This window comes from Metabacillus rhizolycopersici, from assembly GCF_020075705.1.
In genome coordinates this window covers 1-17,885 of record NZ_JAIQUM010000064.1, presented here as the reverse complement: position 1 = coordinate 17,885, position 17,885 = coordinate 1, and the positions used below count along the sequence as shown (strand labels likewise).

General features: G+C 36.8%; 13 protein-coding genes. 9 read left to right on the top strand and 4 right to left on the bottom strand.

What is annotated here, in order from left to right; translation table 11 throughout:
- Positions 1 to 35: 35 nt before the first annotated feature.
- Entirely contained in the window at positions 36 to 1,676 is a 1,641-nt protein-coding gene (locus K9V48_RS21180; protein ID WP_224141134.1) for a flavin-containing monooxygenase, read from the top strand.
- A 143-nt stretch (positions 1,677 to 1,819) separates the two neighbouring features.
- A complete protein-coding gene (locus K9V48_RS21175) occupies positions 1,820 to 2,266 on the top strand; it encodes a nuclear transport factor 2 family protein (protein WP_224141133.1) in 447 nt (148 codons plus the stop codon).
- A gap of 356 nt (positions 2,267 to 2,622) precedes the next feature.
- On the opposite strand, the gene K9V48_RS21170 is transcribed toward K9V48_RS21175, so the two are convergent.
- From K9V48_RS21170 to K9V48_RS21160, 3 genes are all read right to left on the bottom strand, one after another.
- Positions 2,623 to 3,318: a helix-turn-helix transcriptional regulator gene (locus tag K9V48_RS21170; protein ID WP_224141132.1), complete on the bottom strand. Its 696-nt coding sequence runs from the start codon at positions 3,316 to 3,318 to the stop codon at positions 2,623 to 2,625.
- A 751-nt stretch (positions 3,319 to 4,069) separates the two neighbouring features.
- Positions 4,070 to 4,927: a dimethylarginine dimethylaminohydrolase family protein gene (locus K9V48_RS21165; RefSeq protein ID WP_224141131.1), complete on the bottom strand. Its 858-nt coding sequence runs from the start codon at positions 4,925 to 4,927 to the stop codon at positions 4,070 to 4,072.
- A gap of 741 nt (positions 4,928 to 5,668) precedes the next feature.
- Positions 5,669 to 6,094 carry a hypothetical protein gene (locus tag K9V48_RS21160; RefSeq protein WP_224141130.1) on the bottom strand — a complete coding sequence of 142 codons (426 nt, stop codon included), beginning with the start codon at positions 6,092 to 6,094 and terminating at the stop codon, positions 5,669 to 5,671.
- A 375-nt stretch (positions 6,095 to 6,469) separates the two neighbouring features.
- Between K9V48_RS21160 and K9V48_RS21155 the strand changes: the two genes are divergently transcribed.
- From K9V48_RS21155 to K9V48_RS21135, 5 genes are all read left to right on the top strand, one after another.
- On the top strand, positions 6,470 to 8,749 hold the full coding sequence (locus tag K9V48_RS21155; RefSeq protein ID WP_224141129.1) for an ATP-dependent DNA helicase: 2,280 nt from the start codon (positions 6,470 to 6,472) through the stop codon (positions 8,747 to 8,749).
- Positions 8,750 to 9,568: 819 nt separating this feature from the next.
- Positions 9,569 to 10,534, top strand: coding sequence for a hypothetical protein (locus tag K9V48_RS21150; RefSeq protein ID WP_224141128.1), 966 nt, complete (start codon positions 9,569 to 9,571; stop codon positions 10,532 to 10,534).
- 295 nt (positions 10,535 to 10,829) lie between these two features.
- Positions 10,830 to 11,666 (top strand): DMT family transporter, encoded by an 837-nt coding sequence (locus K9V48_RS29490; RefSeq protein WP_224141127.1) that lies wholly within the window; start codon positions 10,830 to 10,832, stop codon positions 11,664 to 11,666.
- 811 nt (positions 11,667 to 12,477) lie between these two features.
- Positions 12,478 to 13,194 (top strand): cytochrome P460 family protein, encoded by a 717-nt coding sequence (locus K9V48_RS21140; protein ID WP_224141126.1) that lies wholly within the window; start codon positions 12,478 to 12,480, stop codon positions 13,192 to 13,194.
- 97 nt (positions 13,195 to 13,291) lie between these two features.
- Positions 13,292 to 14,005: a DUF4405 domain-containing protein gene (locus tag K9V48_RS21135; RefSeq protein WP_224141125.1), complete on the top strand. Its 714-nt coding sequence runs from the start codon at positions 13,292 to 13,294 to the stop codon at positions 14,003 to 14,005.
- 281 nt (positions 14,006 to 14,286) lie between these two features.
- On the opposite strand, the gene K9V48_RS21130 is transcribed toward K9V48_RS21135, so the two are convergent.
- The gene (locus tag K9V48_RS21130; RefSeq protein ID WP_224141124.1) at positions 14,287 to 15,204 is read right to left on the bottom strand and encodes an AraC family transcriptional regulator; all 918 of its coding nucleotides are present in this window, start codon (positions 15,202 to 15,204) and stop codon (positions 14,287 to 14,289) included.
- Positions 15,205 to 15,425: 221 nt separating this feature from the next.
- Between K9V48_RS21130 and K9V48_RS21125 the strand changes: the two genes are divergently transcribed.
- Positions 15,426 to 16,592 carry an MFS transporter gene (locus tag K9V48_RS21125; protein WP_224141123.1) on the top strand — a complete coding sequence of 389 codons (1,167 nt, stop codon included), beginning with the start codon at positions 15,426 to 15,428 and terminating at the stop codon, positions 16,590 to 16,592.
- A gap of 87 nt (positions 16,593 to 16,679) precedes the next feature.
- Positions 16,680 to 17,324 (top strand): NAD(P)H-binding protein, encoded by a 645-nt coding sequence (locus K9V48_RS21120; RefSeq protein ID WP_224141122.1) that lies wholly within the window; start codon positions 16,680 to 16,682, stop codon positions 17,322 to 17,324.
- Positions 17,325 to 17,885: the final 561 nt, after the last annotated feature.

Sequence of the window (17,885 nt, the reverse complement as noted above, 5' to 3'; positions counted from 1 at the left end):
TTTTAACTATTAATTTAAGGGAGGAATAATCAAGAATGACAAATCAAAAAAATGAGGTCATTAAAATAGACGCTGTTGTCGTAGGAGCAGGTTTTTCAGGTTTGTACATGCTTTACCGCTTACGGGAAGCGGGTTTTAGTACGCGTGTTTTCGAAGCAGCTGATGGTGTAGGTGGGGTATGGCATAAAAATCGTTACCCTGGAGCCCGTTGTGACAATGAAAGTATAGATTATAACTTTACTTTCTCTGAGGAACTTTTCAAGGAATGGAATTGGTCTGAAAAGTTTTCCAAGCAGTCGGAAATATTGGAGTACCTTAACTACATGGCTGATAAATTTGATTTGCGTCGCGATATTCAGCTCAATACTCGTATTACTGCGGCTTATTATAACGAGGAGGATAATAGGTGGAATATTCAAATCGATGAAGGAAGTACACTAAGTGCTATGTACTTTATTTCAGGAGTGGGTTGCCTTTCTGCAGCTAATATTCCTTCGTTTAAAGGTATAGATAGCTTTGAAGGAAAGTGGTACCACACTGGAAACTGGCCAAAGGAAAATATATGCTTCAAGGGGAAACGAGTTGGAGTAATAGGTACTGGGTCCACTGGTATTCAAGTTATTCCAGCGATTGCCCCAGAGGTAGACCACCTTACTGTTTTCCAACGAACACCACAATACAGTGTACCTTCAAGGAACCATGCATATGACCCAGAATATTTAAAACAAGTGAAAGACAACTTCAGTGAGTTTAAGCGAAAAAGACGATATTCCTTTGGTGGTTTCCCTAATGATGTGGAAGCTAGACCTACGGCATTAGATGATACTCCAGAAGAGCGAGAGAAGTTGTACGAGGCGGCTTGGCAAAAAGGTGCGGTTAGTAGTTTTTTTCTTGAAACCTATCAAGATTTAACAATTAACGAAGAAGCTAATGAAACGTTGGCAGAATTTATCCGTCAAAAAATTAGAGAGATCGTCCACGATCCAGAAGTGGCAGAGAAATTATCACCAACCTATTTTTATGGTACGAAACGGCCGATACAGGATACTAATTATTATGAAACCTATAATCGAGAAAATGTTAGTTTGGTAGATGTTAAGGCAAATCCAATTGTTGAGATTACACCAAAAGGGATTCGAACAACCGATGGGGAGTACGAACTGGACATAATTATTTTTGCTACAGGTTATGACGCGATGACAGGATCGCTATTTAAAATTGATATTCGTGGAAAAGATGGGTTGACACTTAGAGAAAAATGGGAGAATGGTGAGCAAACCAAAACATATCTAGGAATTGCAACTTCTGGTTTTCCTAATATGTTTATGATCACAGGTCCTGAGAGTCCTTCTGTATTAAGTAATGTACCTACTTCGATTGAACAACATGTTGAATGGATATCAGATTGTATCGAATATCTTCAAAAAAATGACATTGATACCCTTGAGGCGAAAGAAGAAGCTGAAGAGGAATGGAGCAAGCATTGTCGTGAAGTTGCTGAAGCCACTCTCTTTACGAAGACTGATTCTTGGTATACAGGGGCGAATGTCCCTGGTAAGCCACAACGATTCCTCATATATCTTGGTGGGGTTGGACCGTACCGTGAAAAATGCAGCGATGTTGCGTCCAAGGGATATGAAGGATTCTCTTTACAATCCACATTAAAAAAAGCCTGAAATGTTAACTTGGTCCTTTAAAGGTTTCCAAGTTAATCCAAATGAAAGATTCATAATGGGTTGAGGTTTACAAAAATAATAAAATGCCCTGTCACTTATCATATAGACCAGTGACAGGTAGCATTTAAATAGGAGGGTATTTCATGCCAAAAACATTGGAAGAAAGGATCAATGAATTAGAAGCTCGTGACCAAATTAAAGAGGTGATCGCAAACTATAATCATGGGTACGATAAACGAGATATAGAAATATTTATGGATATTTGGGAAGAGAATGCTATCTGGGATTTGGGTGATCCACAAGGAAGTTGTCAAAATAAAGAGGAGATTTTAGAAAGGCTGCAGATTAGTTGGAGGGATATTCCACAAACACATCATTATACGGTAAATATCGTTATTTCTTTTGATCGTAAGAATGGGGAAGCAACATCCATTTCAGATGTTGATGCAACTGCAATTAATAAGGAAGGTGTACCTTCAATAGTAGCAGGTACTTATTATGATAAATTCAGTAATCGAACAGGTAAATGGCGTTTTATTGAAAGGAAGGTAAAAATCCATCACTTAACACCTGTTTCAGAGGTCAGATAAACATTCCAAACAAAAAATCGTTAGGATCTTTTCTAAAAGATTATTGCTTTTAAATAGGTTCTTGGAACAAAAACGATTTAGGTAGATTGGAACGGATATGCGAGACTCATGCAGACGCTAGCGCCGAGGAGGCTCACCGTCCACCCCACGGAAAGCGAGCATCCTCTCGTTACAATCAACCATTTCCAATACTTGTTAAAGAGCAACAAAGTTTGCGAAAACAGCTAATAGTAAAGTATTTCAGTTAGTTTTTAACAACATTTAGGTGTAGTCCAAACATGATAAATAACCTGTAATCCCATAATAGTTGGATTACAGGTTATTTAGATTATGAACATTTAATTCATGAAGATGCATTATGAAATAGAACCTCTTCGAAGTAATTCCGCTACTGCCTCGACTCGGTTATTTACTTCTAGCTTTTTGATGGCAGATTTAATGTAATCCTTTACTGTATATTCACTAATCCCCATGGATTTTGTCATTTCCTTTATACTCTCGCCGCATGAAATTCGTTGCATGACTTCGCTTTCTCGTTTGCTTAGTTTGCCAATTGATTGCCCTTCCTTGTTGCTCTCAATTATTTTCCCGACTAATTTTCCATATAAAGTAATAATCGATAAAAGCTTTTCGTCGCAAGTAAAATTTTTAGGTAATTCACGTCCAATAAAGTAGCCGACTGGAGTTGAACTAAAGCAAATCGGTATGATGATGTGATCATTCTTTTCATTAGGGTTCGTATATTTACTACCATATTTTTCGAAAAACTCTTCGTTCGAAATATACATGGCTCTCCTTTTTCGTAAGGAGCTATAAATAGGTGGTAAGTTTCGCAGGTCATCTCTCACGTGTCCAATATAGTGTAAACCTGATGAATCGATTTTAAGAATTCCTTCAGCGATGTTTCCAAGTGGTGAATATCTAAATAAATGTGCTTCCTGGATAGGAAATAATTCGAGTAATCCTTTCGTACATCGATTTAGTTTTTCTTCATGAGTTGAGGCTTTATTAAGGTTTGATATATACTCGTGTATTGTCGATTCATTTAACATTTTTAACCACCCTTTCTACCTTATGGGGTTTATCTTATAAATTTCACGATTAAAGTAAACGCTTACAAAAATGATAAAATAATAGACTAATACGGTATGATAGGAGTTATGTATTTTCTGGATCTAAATCTCTTTTCGCTGAAGGAATATGTCTGACCAAGCCTCTTAATATGTATGAATGCATTGTAAAATCTTATAATTTATTATGCTGCTTGTGATTATTTTTTAAAATTACCATGCTCATTCATCATTTAAGATATATAACCAATAGTATACTGCAGAAGATAGTAGATAAAGTCCTTTAAAAGAGGTTGATCCTCCCCACTATTGAGGGGGTTTTTAGAAGATTAGCTATTAAAAGAAACGATAATGAATTAATTATAACAAAAACACCTACTAAAAAGGGAGGGCACAACTCTTTTTTTTGGATCTATTTGAATACTATGATATTTTATTTCCAGTTTTTAGAGAATGGAGATTCATACAGTTCTAGTTCAGTTCGTCATGTTTTTTAACGACACCAACGTGTAAAGCAATAGTAAAAAATGATGTTCGAAAGTGTGTTTATTTTACCAATAAAGATAGACGATCGAAGGATAATGAAGTAATCCAGTTTAATATTAGTTTCGATGAACCGTACCATAAAAAAGGGTGGTTTTTATACTAAAATGTAAAAGGTTATTTTGTATCACATGACCAAATAAACAACCTCACCCTGTATGAGATTGTGGTTTGTTTATTTGGTCTTTTTTTACGTTTCTCGTAAGATGGGAAGGGTACAACAGCGGAAGGAGCCGCCAGATTTAATGATTTCTGTGATATCCACTTCAATAACTTGAAATCCTCGGTTACGAAGCTGTTTGTTTACCTTTTCATTGACCGGCAGACTTAATACTTTTTTGTTGCCAATATTTAATACATTTGTGCCTAATTGAAATTGTTCTTCTTCCGAAACTTCAATTAATTCATAGCGTGAAGAGAAAAGCTCAATGTCTTTTTTCGTTAAGGCATTTGGGTAAATCAGGGCCACTTCAGGTGAAACGACGTTAAATACACAATCCAAATGCAGGTATTTATCTTTAAATGAGATGGGAATGACATTGAATTGGTTCAAAAGAAGTTGTAATTGTTCAGCAGCTTTTTGGTTCGTTCGATTGCTTAGCCCCACGTAAATTGTTTCCTGGTCAATCACAACATCTCCGCCTTCAATTATTTCTCCCTCTAAATTATAATAAGAGATATCTTCATCCTCTAGCCATTGTTTAAGAACATTTTCCTCCCCTGCCCGAACATCCGTAGCCATATTAGCAACAAAAATTGTTTGCCCTAGTGTAAATCCAATATCACGAGTAAATACCTGTTCAGGATATTTTTTATGATAAGGCAATAAAATAACCTCAATGCCATTATTCTTTAGCGTTTTGACGAATTCGCCATGCTGCTCGAGGGCACGTTCTATATGGATACCTTCATTTTTAAAATGCTCCTGAGTTTCATTAATGACTTCACGGATTGTCATATATTGTGGTTGACACAGGATTACACGTTTTAAAACATCGTATTCACTCATGCAAAAAGTCTGGTCATTTGTGTATTGGCTTTCTTCCATTTTTCGTACTCCTGTCTTCTCTTTTTAAACTAGGTTTTCCTAAATGATCGTTATTATTTAAAAAACGGAATTTTTTAAAATAACGCTGGTTTATATTGGCGCGGTGAACCGTACCATTTGTTATGAATGAGGTCAGAGGCGGCTTTCATGTATTGCTTTATGGAATGAATAATAGTAATTTCGCTTTTGCAGCTAACTCGTCTGTGCAAAAGGTACCCCTAAATGTAATGGATAGTGGATCGGTTAAGAAGGAATTGGATGGGGTTTTGGCTATGTTAAATTCAAATGTTGATTTTTAAATAAAATATCGGAACTCCATTTTTTTGTGGAGTTCCTAATTGGTCAATCCCAATAGTTGAAGATTATTTGCCCTACCGTTTCAGGCTTCCAGTAAGCAAGTTGTTCCAATTCAGCACTATTTAATTCTGTTTTCTTTACCAGATTTTGATTAAAAGGTACGTTTAGTTCTACTGTACCGATTACTCGATAGAAAGGAGAAAGTTGTTCATAAAGAACAGGGTTGTCGATGAATTTAATGTTTCCAAATTCAACGGCTGATGCAAAAGCAAGATAAGGATAATGTTCATTCAGCAGTATATAGTACCGATTACCTAAACTCTCGACTTGAGCATAATAAAAATTTGCTGGGTATTGAGGCGTATTAAAATCTATAACTTTTCCACCGTTACGAGATACAATGTCGAAGCATAATTGCTTGAACTGTTTCCCTGATTGAATAGCTTATTTATAGGTTTTTAGTAGCATCTTATCTAATTCACGGACTTTATCATAGGAATCTAATAATTTTACAGGTACCAATGTTCGTCCATATTCCCAAGCATTCGCTTCTATTTCAGATTTAAGCAGTTCCTTTTCTTCTTCGTCTCCATACATTAGAATTCTTAAATCATGTTTGTTTTTCTTAAAATCTAAATAATAACCAATCACATGATAAAGAATAATTTTAACAAAGTTTTCATCAGTCTCTCTGAATTTAAAATTACCTATATACCCGTTAACTTGAAGATAATTAAATTTGATCGTATTTGTTGATACGTTAAAACTCATAGGTACAGGTAGATTATTGTTAAATTCGTAATTAATATTTAGATTCTGCTCATTTAGTGTTTCTTTAATTATCTTCTCGATGTCCCATATATAAAGCATTTTGATTATCACTATCCTTAAATAATTATTTAAAGTAATTTTTGCACAGATTAAAGAGTTCCGTCAATTACTCTCTTACTAATTTAGCTGGTTTTAAACTTGATGGAATACAGCTGCTTTGTTAGAGTTTTAAAGCATTAAGTGTGTGTTTATACGAGTGTTACTTATGAAATTGCTTATATATCATAAAAACGGAATGTAATGGAGGGGATTATCATAACAAAGTGTGAGCATCCAGTACAGTCGACAGTAAACCAGATGCATGGGCCAACCTTCTTCTCCTTTTTTATTCCCTAACTAGCCAACTTTATCTTTGTAAATTTCTGTTATACCTTGTACGATAGAACTAATCGATTTTAACTATTAGGTGATGACATGCTACCCGAAATAAAGCTCTCTGTCCGTACATTAGTTGAATATGTGTATCGAAGTGGAAGTATTGATAATCGATTTCGGACTCATGCAACCCTTACGGAAGGGACAAAAGCCCATAAGGCCATACAAAGTACGTATCAAGAAACAGATCAAAAGGAAGTTTTTCTTAAAACGGAAATTGAATATGAAAAGATGATGTTCATGATTGAAGGTCGATGTGATGGGGTGCTTTTTCGTGATAATGAAATCCTTATTGATGAAATTAAGTCAACCTCAAAAGACTTGAGTGAAATAGAGGAGGAGACATACCCTGTACATTGGGCACAGGCAAAGGTGTATGCCTATATGTATGCAAAAGATCATGAACAGAAAGAAATGATTGTTCAATTAACTTACATACATGCTGTTACAGAAGAGCAAAAAAAATTTCAAAGACATTTTACTTTTCAGGACCTCGAACAGTTTGTAAACGAGCTAGTAAAGCACTATTTTCCCTATGCTTCTCTCATGCAAAACCATCGAATAAGAAGAGATCATAGCATTAAAAAGTTATCATTTCCATTTGCATCATATCGAGAGGGGCAACGTAAGTTCGCAGGTGCCATTTATAAAACGATAGCAGAGGAAAAAAATATTTTTGCAAATGCACCTACTGGTATTGGAAAAACCATTTCGACTATATTCCCGACCGTGAAGGCGATGGGAGAAGTTAAGCTGGAACGAATGTTTTATTTAACGGCAAAAACAATCACAAGACAAACCGCTGAAGAGGCTTTTTCACTTATGAAAAAGAAAGGTTTGTGTATGAGCGCTGTTACACTTACGGCAAAGGATAAAGTCTGTTTTAAAGAAGAAACCCTTTGTCAGAAGGAGTATTGCGAGTTTGCGAATGGCTATTACGATCGCATAAATGGGGCTGTTTTAGATGTTTTCTCTCATGAAACCTTTATTAATCGGCAGACAATCGAGGAATATGCGAGAAAGCATACGCTTTGTCCATTTGAATTTTCCTTAGACTTAGCATTTGTGGCAGATGCGATTATTTGTGATTACAACTATATATTTGACCCGAAAGTGTCACTAAAGCGATTTTTTGATGACCATAAAAGACAATCTGCCTTATTAATCGATGAAGCTCATAATCTCGTTGACCGAGCCCGAGAGATGTTTTCAGCCCAATTACAAAAGTCAGATTTTCTTACATTAAAACGTGCATATAAAGGGTCCGATTTGTACGAATCTGTTCATAATATAAATAAATATTTTATTGAAATGAAGAAAAAGTGTTCCGAGAAAGGGCATCTTGTGTGGAAGGAAATAGATGCGGACCTAATCAACATGCTCGAAGAATTTGTACGCAACGCTGAGATCGAATTATTGCAGCCAACAACATCAGTCGACCAATCTCTATTAGATACATATTTTGCCGCTACGGGCTTTGTTCGAATATCAAAGCTCTATGATGAGCGGTATGTGACATATGTGGAAACAGAGAAAAATGAAGTTCATATCAAAATGTTCTGCTTGGATCCTTCTCATCAGCTGCAGCAAATTCGTAAAAAGTTTCGAACTACTGTCTATTTTTCTGCCACACTATCACCACTTCAATATTTTTTGGATATGCTGGGTGGTACATCAGAGGATTATACCATTTCGATACCTTCACCATTTGCAAAAGAACAAACAGAGGTCTTCCTTCAACCATTATCGACCAGGTACCATGACAGAGACCATACAAAAAAGCATATCATTGACATGCTCTCAAAGCTTTTGAGAGAACGAAGCGGAAACTATCTGATATTCTTTCCTTCCTATCACTATATGAAAAGTGTATATGAAGACTTTACCGCAAGCTGTCCGGAAATCCGCACCATCATTCAAACGAACAGGCTCGATGAGAAGGAACGGGAACAATTTTTACATGAGTTTAAAGAAGAAAATACGGAACCATTTATTGGTTTTGCTGTATTAGGCGGTATTTTCTCTGAAGGTGTTGACTTAAAGGGGAATAGGCTGAATGGTGTCATCGTTGTCGGAGTAGGCCTACCACAGCTTTGCCTCGAACGAAATATTATGAAAGATTATTTTCAAGCAACAGGAAAAAACGGATATGATTACGCATATACCTTCCCTGGAATGAATAAGGTGTTACAAGCAGGAGGCCGATTAATCAGGTCTGAGACAGATACAGGAGTGATTGTACTAGTTGACGATCGTTTTCTTACTCAGAAATATCAAGGACTTTTACCAAGGGAATGGAGGGACTTTAATAGGATCTAAAGAGCCTATTTTAAAAAATGTTAAAGCAATCGGTTTGACCTCGAGTACCGGTGTCTGATTAAGAGTAAAAAACGTTTCTTACACACATTGTAAGGAACGTTTTTTTTATGATCACATAGATAATTCATACAAAAAAATGGTGTGCATAAAATCGTGTGCTTACCTGTCATTAATCAATGAGGATTAAAAATAATAAGCCCCAGTTTTAAGGTAAGGAAAAGGAAGAAAAAACAGAGTTCGTTAACCAACATGAAACATTTACACATGTTGTTTTTTCAATTTGAAGATTGAGGTGAAAAGCAGAACAGAATACTTATCAGTGGGAGCGGTGGCAAGAACCATACCGAACAGAAGCTGAAATCCTTATTAATCGTATGAATGAGATTATTCAACAACACAATGAGTTACAGGTAAATTGGAGCGGGTGAAATAGTGTGTCCAGAGTTCGAATAGGCATAAGACCAAAAGTTTGTTTGAATTGTATCTGGGCTCAAACCCTTGACCTCTACGCTGTCAAGGTGGGGAGTACATTTACCTATAGTTTTCTAAAGTGTCCCCAAATACCTTGATAGCACGGTTTTAAGGAGATTATTAATATTTAAATGAACTGTAGTTCCCAGTAGTTTTTTATAGTGTGTGACCACGATGTGACCAATAAGTTATGTAAACTAATATGTAGTTTAACTTCAAATTGGAAATATTTTGAGATGCAATTGTAGTGTTTTTATTTATACATAAATATATATTGTTAGGATAATACAAGATAGAGAGGAGAGACAATATTGGGGTATGTAAAGGATGATGAATTTGAGGAAACATATGATTATTATTCATGGAAGGTCAATAAAACCTCGATTTCATATAAAAGAGAAAATGGTTAGAGCTTCTCTTATCGAAGGTATAAGAAGATTAGATAATAATGCAGCTTATGCATTAGAAAATAATGAGGTAAAGGTTAGCTTAATTTATTATGGAGACATATTAAATAGGATACTCGTTGATAAGAATCCTGAATTAACGAAAAGAATGACATCCATTGGTGATAATTGGTATGTCCCGGATGGAAGAGATACTAAACAATTAGAGAAACTTTTGAGCAGACCTCTAAATAGTCATACTAAGAGTGATTATCAAGCGTTAATCGAAAAAAACGAAATTATAAAATTTGGAGATGATATAGCGAGAGCTGTTAGTCCTATTCTAAACGTATTTGGTATTAATAGGAGAGTCATAAACCGGGTTTTACCTGACTTAGGGGGATACATAAATAGTCGAGTTATTTCATCGGAAATTCGAGAACGATTACAACCCACTTTAAAGAAAGCATTATTAGAAAAGGATGATATTGTACTTATTTCTCATAGTATGGGTTGTATTCTGGCTTATGATGTTTTATGGAAGTTTTCCCGTATGAGTGAATATAAAGAACTATGGAACAAAAAAGTAGGGCTGTGGTTAACTTTAGGATGTCCATTAGGAGAGCCAGCTGTAAAAGAAAGTTTGTATGATTCTAATGAACCAAATGATGGTATGTATCCAAAAAATATAGTTGATTGGGTAAACGTTAGTGCTCAGGATGATTTTATTTCACACGATGGGAGTTTGAATGATGACTTTCACCAGATGATCGACAGAGATCTTATTCGAAGTATAAAGGATATACAACAAATTTACACATTCTGGGTAGACAGTAAGGGGCATTGTAACCCCCATAAATTATATGGGTATTTAAATCATCCTAGAGTAGCTGAAATATTAATCGAGTGGATCTATAAATCGGGCTAAAAAGTAGAAATATTTCTTAAGTTTTTCCATTTTATTAAATAGAAAAACGACTGTCCCAAGGATTTCAATTTCTCTGCCCGTAACCCATTAAAGAATCTACCAATATTTTTTAATTCTAAAGCAATAGGGTTATCCGCATCTTTGCCTTGATAAATTATCTTATAGCAAAATTTCCTGTTTAATAGCTGTAAGCTGCCCATTTCATAACAAGTTTTTATTTTCAATGATAAAAATCATTTGAAATCCTAGCAATTTATATTAAAATAACTCTATCAATGGGAGAGAAGGGTTTTAAGTGTGGATTGTAGCAGCAGTATTGACGATGTTTTGCTTTGGAATCAATAATATGATTTTTAAGGTCACTACAGGAAAAGGACTATCAAAGGTCCATATGCAGTTTTTCTTTTATTTTATCGCGTTTTTATTAATGTGCGTTTATGGAATAGTTGCAGGGTTTGCATCCTTTAATGGATTAACGATTGTACTAGGTGCGATCATCGGAATATTGAATGCGAACGGTAACATTCAAATGTCAAAGGCATTCGAAAAAGGACCTGCGAGTTTAACGTCGCCGCTTATTAGCACAAATACGGTTATTCCAATACTAAGTGCGGCACTTATTTTCCACGAGCACATTACACTCATTCAATGGATTGGCATTGTTGTTATGCTTGCTTCAGCAGCTGTCATCCAATATGTACCAGGTAAAGGTATTAAAATGAATTATAAGCCGTGGATGTACCGTGTTTTATTATCTGTTGTATCATTTGGTGTACTCGGTGTGCTTATGAAGACGTCTTCGCATTTACATATTGATTCAATCAATACGCTTATTTGTATGTATGGTGGCGGTGCTGCTTATTTAATCATTAATAGCTTTATTATGAAGGAGAAGTGGCAGCGTACAGAACTGAAATTTGGTTCAATTATTGGATGTTTTAGTGTTGTAGGGTATAGCAGCTACTTTTTTGCGCTTGATACAGGTGTCGCAAGTATTGTATTCCCAATTGTTAGTTTAAGTTGTTTAGTTGTCGTTCTCAGTAGCTGTTGGCTATATAAAGAAAGGCTTAAATTGTATCAAGTCGTCGGGGTTATATCTGCACTAGTTGGTATTGTGCTAACGAAAATTTAATGAAAGACATTTAGACGTATTTTTATTTATTATAAACAGTGAGTTTGGACATAACAGCTAGATTCCATAAGAGGGGTTTTATAAAATGAATACATTCTGTTCAAAATCAATACTGTTATTATGTTTTGTTCAGTGAACCGTATTACAAGTGCTCGTAAAGTAAGGAGTAGAAGTTGTATTAAATAAACCCATTATTAAGAAATAAATGGATATAAACAAATAACAAAAGCGCAAGAGCCTCGTTATCATAACGAGGCTCTTGCGCTTAAGAATCTAAAATTTTCTTTAATTTGTAGAATGTATGTTCTTTTTGTGGAAATAACAAGGAGTGTCTCCATTGGAGTGGGAATAAACTTCAAGACCAATGGGCTCCTAAGGTAAGTCCTCCTTGTGTATAAGAAGTAACGTTGAAGTTACAATATTGTAAGCGGTTTATTTTTCTTCTTGTTTTTATTATATATTTCAAATTGAGATGATTTTTTTCGGAAACTAATATAGAAAACTTATTTATTGTTGTAGGATTAGGCAACCATTTGAGAGAAATAGGTTATCGGTCGTTTTTTCGTTTGCTGCATAATAAAAGAGCCTCTACTTTTTTTAAAACTATTATTCTGTTGAAAAATTAAATCCAAAGTTCTAATCAGAGTACACTTGATTTGAAAGAAATATAGCAAGTCCCAAATTATAATAGTCATTACTTATGGAAATCAGTATTTATTACCACAAAGATCAGCACCGCATCTTAGAATTTTATACAATTTTGACTCAATCAAGCCAATACAAATACGATTAATTACGAGGAGGAAAAAATATGAAAAAACTATTGTCTCCGTCTCTTGCATTGTTGATGTCCCTCACTCTTACGGCTTGCAACACCAATAATGACACAAATGGGAGTACCCAACAGGAGCTATCTGGTGACATATCACAGAAGGAGCCATCTGGGTATGACCGTGAACTTGTCAAATTCCCAGAGAACTATGATAAGGGTGTGAACTACACGACAGTCCATCGAGGAAATGTCAGAGAGGAACTCTACACGAGCCGAGAAGCAATAGAAGCAGTGCAAAACGGGCAGCCATTTCCTGATGGCACTGTCATCACTCTCGAAATATATAAGGATGAAGAGCTTGATGAAATCTTTGTGATGGAAAAGCGCACTGGTTGGGGAGATCAAACACCGCAAGGGACACCACGTAACGGAGATTGGCAATACCAGGAATTCAATGCTGATAGGTCGTTGGATTATGAAGAAGATATCGGTCGCTGCTTTACCTGCCATGCGAATCAAGAACGGGATGAATATGTTAACACGTTGGATGAAATGAAGAGTTATGATCTTGAAAATTTTACAGGAGCAAAGGAAAGCAGTACAGAATCCCAAATCACAGGTATCCCCACCGATCACTGGGTGGTAAAAGAGGACTCACAGGATAATTTGCTTGGAAATAGCTTAATGGAAGATGAAGAAAAAGCTGGGATCATCCAAAAGGTACTTTTAATGATTCATTTTAATAAAGCGACATAGGATTGAGCATTTGAACGGAAATCGATTTAATAAGTAGGTCACGACCGAAAACTTACCCATTATTAATTAAATTAGAAATTAGAAAGAGGAGAACTTATTGAAACGAAATATGTTAATTAGGCTGGTTATTGATCTTTCTATGACAGTTCTGATGTTAGTAGCAATGGCTTACCAGATTACCGGAAATACAATCCATGAACTGGTAGGAGTTATATTGTTTTTGTTGTTTATTACTCATAATTTTTTAAATCGAAAATGGTATAAGACTATTTTTAAAGGAAAGCACAATGTAAGACGTATTCTGAGCATTGCGGTCAATATACTTTTTCTCGTATCTATGGCTGTTGTGATGCTAAGTTCTGTGCCAATTTCCCGTGACATCTTTGCCTTTATTCCTATAAACAGTGACATGATTCTATTACAGATACATGTTATGACTTCATATTGGGGATTTATCTTCATGGCTGTGCATATAGGAATGTCCTGGGGAACAATTATCAATTCAGTACGAAAGATGACGGGAATTACTAGCACCAACCGTATCCGCACAATTGTGCTTCGTGTCTTAGCGGTGTTGATTGTTGTTTATGGTGTACAGGCTTCTTTTGAGAGAGAGATGTTTTACAAGTTAACGGTCTATAATCCATTTGGTTGGAACATTGATAAGTCCTCAATAGGATTTTTAATAGATCATCTATCTATCATGGGAATATATATTAGTGGGACTCATTATGCTCTGAAATTTGTTCAGAAGAAGGATAAAGCTATAGCGTACAAAGAAGGTAAATTGCAGAATGAAAAAGTGCATTAATCCGGGATTAGATTAATGCACTTTTTTATATTATTTAGGCTCTGTTAAACTTGGTTGTTGATTTCCGCTACAGGCGTTCGCTTTCCGCGGGCGGTCCCGGAGCCTCCTCGGCTACGCCTGTGGGGTCTCCTTTTGACACGCTTCTCCCGCAGGAGTCTCACGCCTTCCGCTTCTCAATCAACAAAGTGGTCAAAAATCAACAATAAGCTATAACACAGCCATTATTTAAAGTATATGTGCCGCTATAATTGATACATAGAATGAACCCACGCGAAGGGAAATTAAGCTTTTACCCTTTGTTCATATTGCTCCCTCAGAACCTTTATATCTTCTTTTGGTGGTAAACCAAACATGCGCGAATATTCACGGCTGAATTGTGATGGACTCTCATAGCCTACACGGAAGGCAACGTCTGCTGCATCCGATGACTCAGATAGCAACAGGCTTCTAGCTTCTTGAAGTCTTAGTTGTTTTTGGAATTGGATTGGACTCATCGCAGTAACCTCTTTAAAGTGCCTATGAAGCGAAGAAACACTCATGTTTGCTATTTCCGCAAGCTCCTCAATCTTAAAAGACTTTTCATAGTTATTCATGATATGTTCAATCACGTCACTAATTTGATGGGTAGAACTTCCGTCTATTGCTATTTGTTTTAGCATACCACCATGTTCTCCTTGCAGAACCCTATAGATGATTTCTTTCATGATTAGAGGAGCAAGTACCTTGATGTCTTTCGGAGTATCTAGCAAACGAGCTAATCTCGTTACCGCGTCAAGTAAAGATTGATCTATTTTGCTGACATACATACCTCGTTTAGCATTCTCCTTCTTGTCAACTCCCATTTGGAATTCACGTAACACCTCTAATATTTCACTCGGTGTGAATTCAAGTTTGAGAGCCAGATAAGGAACTTCGGAAGAGGCTTCAGTGACTTGTCCGGTAATTGGCAGGTTAACGGATGCAACAAGGTAATCGGCTGGACCGTACCTGAAGCGTTCCTGTGAAAGCAATACCTCCTTCATCCCTTGAACGACAATACATAAGGAAGGCTTGTGAACTCCGTAATTTGGTCCAGTTTCATTAGAATAACGGGAGAAAAATAAAGACGGTATTGAAGTCATTTGAGTTCCGTCCGAACCTGTGTGACTCTCTATAATTTTTGTAAGCTCAACTCTTTGTCTATATAATTGTTCAAACATAAAATCCTCCTTTGTTATCTTTTTCCGTGATGGTCCCATTATAAAGCTAATTCTCTTACTGCGTAAATGGTTGTGAGAGGATTATGCAATCATTTGATACGATTGTGATACCAAGTATGATTTCATTTGTTGCATAATTAGGAAGTCGGAAGTTTGATCAATAATTTATTATTATGTTCGCGAAACTTTCAAATTATCCGATAGAGGAGAGAGTGAGCACCATGAATAACATATGGAAAATTTACATGCTAAGTCTTATCAGCTTCTTAGTTGGTACGTCACAATTTGTCATTTCAGGAATTCTAGATCAGGTGGCAGCTTCCGTCGGCGTACCGGTATCAGCGGCAGGACAGCTTATCACGGTATTCGCACTCGCTAACGCAATTGGGACACCCGTTTTCATGGTTGCGACTGCAAAGATTGATCGGCGAAACCAGCTGTTACTGGCTCTAGCCATAATATTTCTCGGAATCGTTTCGACACTTGCTCTTCCAGGCTTCGAATTTCTGATGGTTTCACGGATTATACTCGGAGTCGGAACGGGTATCTTCGTCGTCACCTCATATTCCACTGCAGCTGATTTGGCACTTCCTGGACGACAGGCTGGAGCAATGTCAAATATCGCATTAGGCTATAGTGTTTCCCTTGTTCTCGGTGTACCCATCGGACGTGTAATTGCTTCCGCATATGACTGGAAGGTGATTTTTTGGGGCATTGGAATCTTCACCGTTCTGGGATTCATCGCTATTGCAAAAACAATCCCATCTATGAAAAGTGAAGCACCTATCCCGCTGGGAGAGCAACTCGCGATGTTAAAGAATCCTAAAATCACTTTCGCCCTTGGTGTGTCGTTGTTCGTATTTACCGGCTACTCAGTGGTCAATACGTATATTGCTCCCTTCCTAACCTCTACCATTTCAATAAGTGGAGGGGGAGTTAGCGTTATTCTCTTCGCATTGGGCATAGCGAGCTTGTTCGGATCCAAACTTGGTGGCTTCCTAGCGGATCGGATTGGTACTATTCGGATACTCATTGGCAGCATGGTGGTACAAGCCCTAAGTCTTGGATTGGTGTCTACCTTCTCTGGTTATGCTGTTGTCGTCATTTCGTTACTCATGATTTGGGCGATTGGTGCTTGGATGTTCGGACCGACCCAGAACTTCAACCTACTGTCGATCGCTCCTAAAGCGTCGGGTATAATGCTTAGTCTTAACAGCACATTTGTGCAACTTGGCTTTGCAGCAGGCGCTGGTATCGGGGGAATCGCCGTGGATGGTTCATCGATACTTGCGATTTGCTGGATTGGTACTGCTGCGGTTGCAGTCGCGCTCTTCATCACTGTCGCCTTACTTGGGATTACCCGTTCGTTATCAAGTGAACGTGGATGATGTTTTTGTAGGCTATGAAATTCAAGACCCAAACAGCAACGATTACGTCCAAATGAACAAAATTATTATGCGAGGAGTAGGTACTATATGAAAATTTTGATTTTAGGTGCAGCAGGCCAAATATCAAGTATGTTAACAAATGAATTACGTAATAAAACTGACCATTCTATCGTTCTTTATGCAAGAAACGGTCTAAAGCGTTTAACTACCATTTATGATAGCAGGGAAGTTATTTTTGATGGAGATTTTAAAGACAAAGATAAACTGATCGATGCTATGAAAGATGTAGACCTTGTATATATCAATGACATGGGTGATGATGTATCAACTAAAACAATAATTGATACAATGCACAATGCAGGGGTCAGAAGAGTGATCGCGGCATCAGTTCTTGGAATTTATGATGAAGTACCTGGAGCTTTTGGTGAATGGAATAAACGTATGATTGGTGGAAGCCCAAGAATGCGTTCCCAGATTGAATCTGCACGTATGCTTGAGAACTCTAATCTGGATTATACACTATTAAGGTTAACTTGGCTCTACAACCAAGGAGGAAATACTAAATATTTGATTACCCAAAAAGGAGAACCTTTTAAAGGTGCACAAGTTACCCGTCAAGCAGTAACTCAATTAATAATGGATATTATCGAAGAAAAAAGTGCTAAATATCATCAAACCAGTCTTGGAGTGGGCGAACCGGGTACAGATTGGGCGAAGCCCTCATTTTATTAAGATTTACGACAATGAAAGTTATGTGGACGATGACCCGTCCCTTGAACTATTCCAGTGGTTGTCCGAGCAGAGTTAATAATATATGTACTTAATACAGGGCAACGTAAAATGAAAAAATTTATATGTAAGAATGCGATGTAACGTCAAAACAGCACTGAGAACGTATCCGCATGGCTCCATGATATTGGGATAATTGTTCAAACTTAAGACTCTTCGTTTGTTTCTTCCTCATTGTTGATTCAATAATATTGCAAATTAGTCCTTTACGTAAGAGGCTTTGATAAGAATAGGCAAGCAGTTGATACTATTGTGATACCAATGGCATTTTCATTTGTTGCATAATAAGGTTACTGAGTTATTCATACTATTCCACCTGATGTCTAGTGTATGTCTCTAAAGACGAGGAACAAAATATAACAGTTTAATAGGACAAACATAAAGCGAGACTTCCATCAGTGGGGGTTTTCCTTATCCCCCACTGATGGATAGCGAGACTTACCTTAGCTTTTACGGGCAGTTATCCCCCACCTTCGCCTCTTTGTGATTCACTCAAGCTTAGAG

Excerpts from the sequence above, each read along its gene's own strand:
- K9V48_RS21155 (WP_224141129.1), top strand. The coding sequence starts at position 6,470 with ATGCTACCCGAAATAAAGCTCTCTGTCCGTACATTAGTTGAATATGTG.
- K9V48_RS21160 (WP_224141130.1), bottom strand. The coding sequence starts at position 6,094 with ATGCTTTATATATGGGACATCGAGAAGATAATTAAAGAAACACTAAAT.
- K9V48_RS21130 (WP_224141124.1), bottom strand. The coding sequence starts at position 15,204 with ATGTTTGAACAATTATATAGACAAAGAGTTGAGCTTACAAAAATTATA.
- K9V48_RS21165 (WP_224141131.1), bottom strand. The coding sequence starts at position 4,927 with ATGGAAGAAAGCCAATACACAAATGACCAGACTTTTTGCATGAGTGAA.
- K9V48_RS21180 (WP_224141134.1), top strand. The coding sequence starts at position 36 with ATGACAAATCAAAAAAATGAGGTCATTAAAATAGACGCTGTTGTCGTA.
- K9V48_RS21125 (WP_224141123.1), top strand. The coding sequence starts at position 15,426 with ATGAATAACATATGGAAAATTTACATGCTAAGTCTTATCAGCTTCTTA.
- K9V48_RS21140 (WP_224141126.1), top strand. The coding sequence starts at position 12,478 with ATGAAAAAACTATTGTCTCCGTCTCTTGCATTGTTGATGTCCCTCACT.
- K9V48_RS21120 (WP_224141122.1), top strand. The coding sequence starts at position 16,680 with ATGAAAATTTTGATTTTAGGTGCAGCAGGCCAAATATCAAGTATGTTA.
- K9V48_RS21170 (WP_224141132.1), bottom strand. The coding sequence starts at position 3,318 with ATGTTAAATGAATCGACAATACACGAGTATATATCAAACCTTAATAAA.
- K9V48_RS21150 (WP_224141128.1), top strand. The coding sequence starts at position 9,569 with ATGATTATTATTCATGGAAGGTCAATAAAACCTCGATTTCATATAAAA.
- K9V48_RS21175 (WP_224141133.1), top strand. The coding sequence starts at position 1,820 with ATGCCAAAAACATTGGAAGAAAGGATCAATGAATTAGAAGCTCGTGAC.